General features: G+C 62.0%; 7 protein-coding genes. 4 read left to right on the top strand and 3 right to left on the bottom strand.

What is annotated here, in order from left to right; translation table 11 throughout:
• Positions 1 to 213: GDP-mannose 4,6-dehydratase (locus XI09_RS06955; protein ID WP_271566212.1), on the bottom strand; the 213-nt coding region annotated here is incomplete at its 3' end.
• 486 nt (positions 214 to 699) lie between these two features.
• The gene (locus tag XI09_RS06950; RefSeq protein WP_271566211.1) at positions 700 to 1,020 is read right to left on the bottom strand and encodes a hypothetical protein; all 321 of its coding nucleotides are present in this window, start codon (positions 1,018 to 1,020) and stop codon (positions 700 to 702) included.
• Positions 1,021 to 1,749: 729 nt separating this feature from the next.
• Here XI09_RS06950 and XI09_RS06945 point away from each other — a divergent pair.
• From XI09_RS06945 to XI09_RS06930, 4 genes are all read left to right on the top strand, one after another.
• Positions 1,750 to 3,423, top strand: coding sequence for a TolC family outer membrane protein (locus XI09_RS06945; RefSeq protein WP_271566210.1), 1,674 nt, complete (start codon positions 1,750 to 1,752; stop codon positions 3,421 to 3,423).
• 197 nt (positions 3,424 to 3,620) lie between these two features.
• A complete protein-coding gene (locus XI09_RS06940) occupies positions 3,621 to 5,876 on the top strand; it encodes a type I secretion system permease/ATPase (RefSeq protein WP_271566209.1) in 2,256 nt (751 codons plus the stop codon).
• Positions 5,866 to 7,116: an HlyD family type I secretion periplasmic adaptor subunit gene (locus XI09_RS06935; protein WP_271566208.1), complete on the top strand. Its 1,251-nt coding sequence runs from the start codon at positions 5,866 to 5,868 to the stop codon at positions 7,114 to 7,116. The genes XI09_RS06940 and XI09_RS06935 overlap by 11 nt, the downstream gene beginning before the upstream one ends.
• A gap of 216 nt (positions 7,117 to 7,332) precedes the next feature.
• Positions 7,333 to 8,334: a transglutaminase-like cysteine peptidase gene (locus XI09_RS06930; protein ID WP_271566207.1), complete on the top strand. Its 1,002-nt coding sequence runs from the start codon at positions 7,333 to 7,335 to the stop codon at positions 8,332 to 8,334.
• A 61-nt stretch (positions 8,335 to 8,395) separates the two neighbouring features.
• On the opposite strand, the gene XI09_RS06925 is transcribed toward XI09_RS06930, so the two are convergent.
• Positions 8,396 to 10,783: beta strand repeat-containing protein (locus XI09_RS06925; protein ID WP_271566206.1), on the bottom strand; the 2,388-nt coding region annotated here is incomplete at its 5' end.

The following is a 10,783-nucleotide window of genomic DNA, read 5'->3' as shown; positions in this document are numbered from 1 at the left end:
ATTGGTCGAGTCGGTCATGTCGCCGTAGTGCATCAGGAACGGCACGTTGCCGACATGCGGATCCTGATAGAGGTGATCGACCCGCGCGGTGTTGAACGAAGACGAGCGCCGCTTGATGCCGTGCACGACATAGCCGAGCGACAGCAGATATTCGGCGAGATAAGCGCCGTCCTGGCCGGTCACGCCGGTGATGAGAGCGATCCGCTCAGTCATTGCTATCCCGATCTCCTGGTACCCATTGGCGGGGCAGTCCGCGCGTTCGTGGCCGTCGATGTGACGCCCTTCTTTGACAGAACGGCCGCCCCGGTCAACTCGTACGGGACGCAACGGAGATCGGACCGGGTGAAGCGCTCCGGCTCAATTCCTATTTCCCGTTTTTGTACGTAATTCCAACAAGTTACATCGCTCCCATTTATCGTCGGGGCGCTTCGCCCATCCGAACACGCCGCTTTGACGTTTCTTCATGGTGCGGCGATGCAGCCGGCGTTTGATCGACGCCAAGGAAACGGCATTTGCTGCTCCCGAGCTGTGGCGATCGGGCGATCGTTGGGATCATGCGGCGTGCCGAGAGGTCCCGACCAACCCGCCCATATGCCGATCCGGGGAGAGAAGTGACCGCACTCCGATTTAGCCAGAGGAGGGATCTGCCGAATTCCCGTCATGCTCGGCACGGATCCTCGAATGAATGGAATTCGGAAACTATTCGTCGTCCGACGTCTTCGCGTTGGACCCATCCCCTCGGCGGAGCTTTCTGATGAATGCCGTGATCGCATCGTAAGCTTGCAGCAACGGCGGACTCAGAGAAAAGAAGGTGCCGAGCGCGATTGCAATAATTGCATGACGAAGCGAAAAACCCTCGTCCTCTTCCAGCTGGCTATTCGGTTTGATCAATGCTGGCGACAGCCCGCTCTGTCCTCTCTCGCCAGTCGACCTCCGCGACTTCCGCGGAGGAATCATGATCACGACGAAGAGAACATTGATGAGCAGCCAACTGCCGAGAATAATAAGCAGCGCACGCATCGGAAATCCGAAAAATATAAATTGAAAAAAATAGCCACGTCACGTCTGCGTATGTTCGTTCACGCTTCCGTCACAATCATCTAGGTGCCTTGCCTGGTGCAAGCAAAAAGCGCGCATTCCTCCCCCTAGGGAGCGTGCAGCCTCAACAGCCGGCGAGCGCTCGGCGGGCACGGCGCTGTTTCAACCGGACGGCTGATACCGGACGGTGGTCAGCACTCGCATGGGCGCTTGCCGCCACACCACGGGGCCACGGAACCGACGGACGAAGCAGCGCCGACGCTCTGCATCGGCTACACCTGCTTGCAACGATGGCTGTGATGACAAGCGTGGAAGCGACGCCAGTGTCGGCCGAAAATTGTGCTCGCGCTGGGGCAGCGGGCTCATTCGGACGATTGGTTTGAGCCCGAAGCCCGGTTTCTGTTCCCCAACAGAGAATCGTCGGTCGGCGGAACAGCACCTCATGCGGCATCGTGGATCGACCACAGCCTGAGAGGGTAAGAAGGCACGGGGAAAACTTGATCGCGTCCAAGGTTGGCGCCGCTCCTCACCCGAAAAAAGGGGTATTATTGCACCTGCGTTGCGCCGCCGACGTGGCATAAATGCGACAACCCCGTACATTTGCTCAATTTTCCCGCATTGTGCCTAGCTTGTCAGTTCAGTCCTTGCGAGACTTCGAGCAATTTCACGGGGGACCCCGCGACCGAATTTCGGAAACGGGCGGAGGTAAAATTGCTCAAGCACATTCTCGTTTTCACAGCATTTGCTCTGGTTCCGTGCGGCGGCGCATTGGCCGAACCGTTCTCGATCAATGACGCCTTGAAACAGGCCGTACACACCAATCCCGGGGTCGGTGAAGCGTCGGCCAACCGCCGCGCAACCGAGAGCGAGCTTCGCCAGACCCAGAGCACATTGCTTCCGCAGGTGCGCGTAGAAGCGCGCTGGGGTCCCGAAAAATTCGACCAGAGCGCTGCCGTGTCAACCAGCACCGCCCTGCCCGTCCCGGTCGCCGGAACTGGCTCGTGGCGAAACGGATCGCAGGAATCCGTCGTCGTCCGGCAGATCTTGTTCGACGGCTTCGCCTCGATTCACGACATCTGGCGGCAGACGGCGCGTGTCAACGCAGCCGCTTTCCGCGTTCGCGAACGTACCGAGTTGATCGCTCTGGACGCGGCGGAAGCCTATGTCGATGTCGTGCGCTATTTGCGGCTGGTCACGCTCAGCGAGCAGAACGTCGCCACCCACGAGAAGATCTTCGGCAACGTCAACACGCGCTTTTCCGGCGGACGCGCCGGTGAAGGCGATCTCGAACAGGCCCGCGAACGGGTTGAAAATGCGCGCGCTACGCTCGCCGAATTCCGCAGGAGCCTGGAAGAGTCCCGCGCCAAGTTCCGCAAGGTTGTCGGACTCGAACCCATCAATCTTCGCTTCCCGGGACCACTGGGCGGCTTGCCCACGACCCGCGACGAGGCCCTTGCAACCACGGTACGGTTCAACCCCACCATCCAGGCCGCGCAGGCCGATGCCGATGCGGCAAAGCATGCGTTTCGCGTGACGGACGGCGCTTTTGTTCCGACCTTCTCGCTCGAGGGCCGGGCGACGCACAACGACAACACCTACCCTTATCTAGGGGTTACTCACGACGACTACAGCGGCAAGGTTGTCATGTCCTGGGATGTCTTCCGCGGCGGTCAGGACGTCTGGCGGCGATCGGAGATGTCCGAGCGCTACGTCGAGAGTACTGCGCGACATGCACGCCTTCAGCGCGATGCAATCGAATCCATCGACAAGGCTTGGGCAGCGCGGACGGTCACCGCGACACGAATCGCCGCGCTGGCGCGGCAACTCGAGGCTGATCGCAAGACGATTGCGGCATTCCAGAAGGAATATGAGCTTGGCCAGCGTTCGCTGATCGACCTTTTGAATGCCCAGAACCAGTATTTCAACGCGTTGGTTTCGTTGACTTCGGCGCGCGGCGTCGTGGTGTTCGCCGACTATCAACTTTTGGCCGCCATGGGCACGTTGCTCGAATATTTGAAAGCTCCGCCGCCCGTTGATGCAGCGCCGATGGATCTTGGGATTTTCGCAACGCCCGACTACAAGGCGCCGACGCTCCGCGTGAAGCTGCCCCAGACCGGCTCCGAGCCGCTGAACGTCCCGGTGCCTGCACCGGAACGGGTTACCGCCCGTCTGGGCTACGCGAACGAAGCGCCCGAACTTGATGCGTTCAAGGATCGATGGCCGTCGCGTTCCAATCAGGCGAGCCTGCTGGGAGCATCCGAATGGATCACGCAGCAGCGAAGCACCAGCGATCCGGTCATACTGCACACCTCTCCCGTTACCGCGTACGCGGCCGATAGAAAGCCGCACTGGCTGGCGACGGCATTCGAGCCAGCTCAGAGATAGTGCCAGTTCCGCGAGTACAGTCAGGTCCGTGATCGGCGAAAGGCGGTTCGAAGATTAACCTTTAGTTGTGCTTTTGCCGATTAACCAAATGATTCCGTGCGTTTTCCGCTATGCTGGAATGACGGTTCGCTTTTCGCTCCGCATCATTTCATTTTGGACATTCGCATTTGTTATTTCGAGCATCCGAGTCAACGCGCATGCATGGCCACCCCGTTGCGGAGCGAGCCGTTGCGTCTGAACCGAAGCAAGCGACAGGTCGCCTCGAAAGCGACGACCCACTTGCATCATCGCTCATTTACCTGGCGTCGTACCACGGCCGTGCGGTTAGCCGCGAGGCACTGCTAGGCGGCCTGCCGATCCTCGATGGTCGGTTGTCAGTTCCCCTCTATGACCGTGCGGCTCAGCGCGCGGGCCTCCAGACCGAAGCCGTCAAACGGGACATTGCCGATATTCCCGCGCTGGTGCTGCCGGCCGTCCTCATCATGAAGAATGGGTCGACGCTGATCCTGCTGGAGTTCGACAAATCCGGAAGCAATGTCAAAGTCCTCAATCCGTCGCTGACGGCCAGCCTCCCTGAGCTTCACGCGATCCAGACCATCTCGGCCGGCTACACCGGATACGCATTCTTCGTCAGGGCGGCGGTCGAGAGCAACGCACGCGCCGTCGCTGCTGGCGATCTGCCGCGAAGCCATTGGTTCTGGTCGGTGGTCAAGTTGCATTGGCGCAGCTACGGTCACATCGCGCTTGCAGCCTTCCTGATAAATATGCTCGCGCTGGCGACGCCCCTTTTCACCATGAGCGTCTACGACCGCGTCGTCCCCAATGGCGCGCTTCCTTCGCTGATTGCCCTGTCGATCGGAATGGGGCTCGCGATTGCGTTCGACTTCATCTTCCGGACGGTCCGCAGCCGCATGATCGATGTCACCGGCAAGACGATCGACGTCATTCTTGCTGCCAACATTTTCGAGCACGTGATGGGCGTGAAGATGGCGCAGCGCCCCTCTTCGGTGGGCATCCTCGCCAATCAGTTGCGCGACTTCGATTCAGTGCGCGAGTTCTTCACGTCCGGCAGCGTCGTATCCGCGACGGATCTGCTGTTTGCAATGCTGTTTGTCGGGATCCTCTTTGTGATCGCCGGGCCGCTGGCCTGGATACCCCTGGTGATGTTGCCGGTCATGCTCCTGATCGGCGTGGCACTGCAGCGCCCGCTGGACCGGGCCATGAAACGCCAGCAGGCTGAAGCTGCGGCACGTCATGGCGTGCTGGTCGAATCGCTGTCCGGCCTCGAGACGATACGCGCGACCGGCGCCGAAGCCCGCATGCAGACGGCCTGGGAGCGATCCGTCGCAGCAACGGCCCGCACGGGCGAAGACGTCCATTTCTGGGCCTCGCTCGCGCTGACGAGCGCCAATACGGCCCAACAGTTCACCAGCCTCGCCCTGATCGTCGTCGGCGTATTCCTCATACTCGACGGCAAGCTCACGGTCGGAGCGCTGGTGGCGGCAAACATGCTGGCGGGGCGCGTTCTGGCACCGATCGCCGGGATCGCGTCGGTGATCACGCGCGGAACGCAGACGCTGAGCTCGTTGAAGGCCATCGATCGCATCATGTCGCTGGAGCGCGAGCGATCCCCTACACGTGCCTATGTCTCGCGACAAATCCGTGAAGGCGCGATCGCCTTCGACGGCGTCAGCTTCACTTACCCCAATGCGCCCGGCAAGGCGCTCGACAAGGTATCCTTCAAGATCGAAGGCGGCGAGAAGGTCGGCATTATCGGACGCATCGGATCCGGCAAGACGACCGTGGGGCGGCTTCTGCTCGGCTTCTATGAGGCGCAGGAGGGCCGTATCCTCGTCGATGGTGTCGATTCGCGGCAATACGATCCGTCCGACCTGCGGTCCGGCGTTGGCTTTGCGATGCAGGACACCGAGCTGTTCTTCGGAAAGCTGCGCGACAACATCGCGCTGGGCAAACCCGAGGCAACAGACGAGGAAGTCCTGGCCGCGGCACGGCTGGCGGGCGTCGAGACGTTCATCGCGGGCCATCCCATGGGCTACGACATGCCCATTTCGGAAGGCGGCCGGAGCCTCTCCGGCGGCCAGAAGCAGGCAATCGGCCTTGCGCGGGTGCTCATCAGGAAGCCGCGAATATTGTTTCTGGACGAACCGACCGCCCATTTCGACATTCGCAGCGAAGCCGAATTTCTCGAGCGCCTGAGGGCGCTGCGCGAAGAGCAGATCACCATTCTGATCTCGACGCATCGCCTCTCACTGCTGAATATGGTCGACCGCCTTTTGCTGTTCGACAACGGCCGGCTGATTGCCGACGGCCCCCGCGACAAGGTTCTCGCGCTCCTGCAGGGCAAGCCGGCGCCATCGACGCCTAGCCAGAACCCGATGCCGGCGGCTGCCGAGCAACCCGCCTCACCCATGGCCAGAACCAATGTCGTCTGATTTCGCGTTTGCCAACGATGTTCGGGCCGCCGCCGCGCTTCGTGCGCCGCGGACCTCCCGCATGTTGCTTGTGGCGTCCCTTGCCATGCTCGCCGCGTTCCTGACCTGGGCTCATTTCGCCGTGCTGGACGAGGTCAAGCGAGGAAATGGCCGCGTTGTACCCGCGCGCCAGATGCAGGTGGTGCAGTCGCTCGAAGGCGGGATCGTCGGCGATATCCTCGTCCAGGAGGGATCGATCGTCCAGCAGGGCCAATCCCTGATGCGCATCGACGATACGAAGTTTGCATCCGAATTCGGCGAGATCAGGGAACGGCGGGCTGCGATGGCGGCCCGTGTCACCAGACTTGAGGCCGAAGCCAGAGGAAAGGGCGAGCTGATCTTTCCCGATCAGCTTGACCAGGTGGTGCCGTCGGCCGTGGCCACGGAAAGCAGTGTGTTCAAGATGCGCGCGCAGAAACTGGCGCAGGATGTCGACGTCCTGAACCAGCAGGTGGCCCGGCTCGGCGGCACACTCAAACTGCTGGATCGGGAGCTGGCGTTGACGCGCAAGCTGTACGAGCAAAAGGTGGTGCCGGAAATCGAGATGTTGCGGCTCGACCGCCAGGCGACCGAGATGAGAGGGCAACTCGCGGAGGCCCAATCCAAGATCGCGAGCACGATCTCCTCCTTCCGCTCCCAGGCGGACGAGGATCTTGCGAAGTCGAAGGGCGATCTGGCCGTGCTCGATGAAAATATCAAATCAGCGCAGGACCGGGTCCGGCGAACCGACCTGAAAGCGCCCGTGCATGGCATCGTCAACAAGCTGAACGTGACCACCGTGGGGGCCGTCGTGCAGCCCGGCGCCAACGTGATGGACATCGTTCCCCTCGACGACACGCTGCTGGTCGAAGGTCGCATCAAGCCGCAGGACATCGCCTTCATCCGGCCCGGCCAGGACGCCGTGGTGAAGATCTCGGCCTACGATTCCTCGGTCTATGGCTCGCTGAAGGGCAAGGTCGAACGGATCAGCGCCGACACGATCGTCGACGACAAGGCCGAGAAGACGCCGGAGCGCCAGGAGAGCTTCTATCGCGTCATGGTGCGGACAGAGAAGAACCACCTGGGCACGGAGCAGAAGCCGCTCCCGATCATTCCCGGCATGGTCGCGACGGTCGAGGTGCTGACCGGCGAGAAGTCGGTTCTCGATTATCTGGTGAGGCCGGCCCGCACACTGCGCGACGAAGCCCTGCGCGAGCGTTGAGGCCTCGGCAAGGTTAACAGGGCGCAAAGGTCGCGGCGACAATTTGCCGGTCCATCGAAGCGCGGGATTGACCGCCTTTGCGACAAGACTGACGCCCTCCCCCCGCTTTAACCTCGTCTAAGCGTCGCAGACCTCAGTCTCGATCCGACAACAGGATCGGGGCGTGGATCGACGCGATAGACGTTGACGACGCTCCCGGCGCAGGGGACGTCGTCTATGACACTGCATTGGGAATTGCAGCGGAAAGGCCTGTGCGCGCTTGGCGCAGCGCTGGCTGCATTGATCGTTGCCAGCGTGACATCGCCTGTCCGGGCCGATGACGCCTCGGCCCAGGAAACTCTCGCACCCGGCATTGACGCAGCAGCGCGGGCGCCGGCGACGTTCTTCCGCATCAACGACGTGCTGGCCAAGCTCGATGCCATGCGCGGCCGCGGGCCGAATGCAGTCCGCCTCGCGGCGCTGACACCTTCCAACATCGCGACCGACGCGGCTCCTGAGCCCAGGCCCGCGCCGGCGAAAGGCGACGAGCCGTTTGGCCTCTTCACCTTCCGCGCGCCCGAAGGCCTGTTGTGGCAGAAGTGGCGGGGCCTCGAGACCAGGCTGGCGAGGGACGCAGAGACACTGAGGCGGTGCGAGTCTGATGCCGCCAATTGCCCTTCGAACGCCGCGCAGTTCCTCCGATTGATCGGCGCCGTCAAATCGAAATCGGGACGCGCAAGGCTCGACGAGGCCAACCGCGCGGTCAACATGGTCGTCCGCTACGTCAGCGACTATACCCAGCATGGCGAGGCCGATCGCTGGAGCTCGCCGCTGGAGACCTTCGCCACGGCAAAGGGTGATTGCGAAGACTATGCGATCGCAAAATACGTCGCACTGCGCGAAGCCGGATTTCCGCGCGAGGATCTGCGGCTCGTGCTGGTCCGCGACCGCGCCGTGCGGCAGGACCACGCCGTGCTCGCCGCGCGCCTCGACGGGCAGTGGCTCGTGCTGGACAACCGGCGCTCCGAGCTGATCGAGGATTCAGGGGCGACGAACCTGGCCCCGCTGTTCGCCATCGACCACGCCGGCGTCCACCTGTTCGCCGCACCCTACGCTCAGCGCCAGCTCGCCGCCCCCACAGAGGCCGCGCCGGCAACCAATAATGAAGGCACTGAATGGGGCGACACGGACGTCGCCACCGGCGCTGCCTGGCCGGGCGCGCTCCCGCTGCTGATGTGAGACAGAAAGAAAGCGGCTCTCATCGAGCCGCTTTCCGGTATCGTCGGCACCTGCCTGTTGGCTAGGCCTGCGCAGCGTGATTCACCTGCAGGTCATTGTCGATGAACAACGTGGCCGCAGGGCCGCTGGTCGAGACCCATTGGTGGAAGACCTGCCCGCCTGACGAGTTAAAAGTCGTTGCAGTCTCGGTGAAACCGGTCAATTGAACGTCGTCGCCTGCCGATCCGAGAATGAACAGCGTATTAGCGGTGCCGCTCTGACTGTTTATAGCACCCGCTCCGCCTGTAATAGAGACCACCTTGGCGGCATCCAGTCCGTGGAGTTCGGTGCCATACCCGGAGCTCGCGATCCCCTCCGTTGTGAGCAAAATCGCTTCCAGATTGGTGAGATTGGCCGACGTCAGATCGACATCATAGAGCTGAACGCCTCCCGTGTTGTGGGCATTGGCAGAAGAGAGACCGCCGGTAGGCGCGCCGGATATCTCAAGCGAGGTATTGTAGATCGCACCTTGGTCTATGCGGAGGATGTCGAAACCGGCACCGCCGTTCACAGCGGTATCGGCGGCATCGAAGACGATCACATCGTTCTTGGCACCGCCGTTTATCGAGTCTGCGCCGGCGCCACCATTCAGGAACGTATTCTCGGTCCCGCCCGTCAGCGTATCGTTGCCATCGTATCCATAGACGTAGTTGCCGTTGACGCTGCTTCCCGTCACCGAGGCACCCGAATTGTTTCCCGAGGTTCCATCCAGTGAGTTCAGATAGGTATCCGTCGTATGATTGCCATCCGGGATGATTTCAGACGTTAACGCTTCAGCAGTCGAGCCGGAGAGCGTGTAGTTTATCTTCGTCGTAACCCCACTGCTGTCAGCGGTCATCGTGACGCCGTTCAACACGAAATCCGTGACGTTGACCTGGCTCGTCGCCGTGAAGGCACTTTCGAGCACGACCTCGTGCGTATGCGCTCCATTGATGTTGAATCCTGCGTCGCCGACGAAGGTCGACGCTTGGCCCGTCCCCTTGAACGTCAGGACCTGCGAGAAGGCATCAAGGGGGCTTGCCTCATCGATGAAGCTCAAAATCGCTTCCTGGACCTGGCTGTTCGTGTTCGTCGTGAAATTGCCCGTCAAGAGCCGGGCGGCGGGGATTCCTGTCGTATCGCTGAGCGTCGCCACGTTATCAGTGGTGAGATCGACATTGCTCGCGCCCACGCCGCCCCCATGCAGCGTGCTTTCGGTGGAAGTAGCGGTAGCCGTGAAGTTGAGCGTGCTTGGAAGCGTGCCCGTCGCCGGCGCCGTCACCGCAAAGCTCAGATCGATCGTGGCGGTCTGGTTGGCGTTCGGATTGAGACCTGTATCCTGGGGGACGATGATGTGGATGTCGCCCGTCGCCGAAGTGTAGGTGTAGCTGAACGTCGCCGCGACACCGTTGTAGGTGCCAGCGATCGTGCCGCTTGCCGAGAGGCCAGCCGTGAACCCGCTCTGGAGATGGATATCCAGCGTGTGGGTCTCCGATCCGTCGTGAACGTCGCCGAACGTCGCCTTGATTTGCAGCGCTCCGGTTTCGCCGTTGCTGAAGGCCGTATTGGAATCGCTGGACGAGTCGGTCACGAAGATCATGTGTGTCTGGCCGGCGACCACCGTCGGCATGTCCGCGACGGCGTCGACATAGATGGTACCGGCCGTCCCCGCACTGGTGGCGCTGATCGCGCCCTGCACCGCAGTGGCCGTCATCGTGATGCTCGCGTCCACATCGGTGTTCAGCGGCGGCGTCATCGCCACCGAGACCGTCTCGGCTGTGCCGGCCGCGGCACCGCTGATGTTGAAGGTCAGCACGCCGCTACCGGAGTTGAAGGTTGCGGTCACGGTCGCACCGTTGACCGAGGCCGTGGATGTATCGACGCTCCAGCCCGTGAGGCCTGACACGACGACCTGGGTGACATGCGAGCCCGCGCTGACGGGCGTAGCCGTGAACTGGAACACCTCCTGGGTGTCTTCCGGCAGGGCGACATTGCTCCCGACGGCAACGGTTGGCGCGTACACGACTGGCACCGAGGTCGTTCCGGTCGTCAGCAGTTGCTCGTATTCGCTGCCGCCGCTGAAGACTCCGGTGATGGAATCGGCGATCGACGCCTGATTTGTGATCTGCGCGTCGGTGTAGTTGGTCGTCACCGAACCGCTCGGCTGCCCGGCGAAGATCGTGACGTGCTCACCGTTGGCCAGGGTCAATACCAAATCGGTCTTTGGAGTGAACGGTGTCAGCCCGCTGGTCAGCGTCACTGTGTAGGTGACCGAGCCGCCGAACTCGGAGATGCCGGCGGTGGACGTCGTCAAGGTGGCGGTGACGGGATCCTGATCGTCGGTGATCGTCGTCGTCACCGTCGCCGGGTTCGTCACCAGGCTCTCGTACTCGCTGCCGCCGGTATGGCTGAGGATGCTGTTCGTCACCGC

The organism is Bradyrhizobium sp. CCBAU 11386 (genome assembly GCF_028128955.1).
Taxonomy (GTDB): Bacteria; Pseudomonadota; Alphaproteobacteria; order Rhizobiales; family Xanthobacteraceae; genus Bradyrhizobium.
The sequence above is the reverse complement of the archived record's forward strand: the minus strand, read 5'-3'. Positions and strand labels throughout refer to the sequence as shown.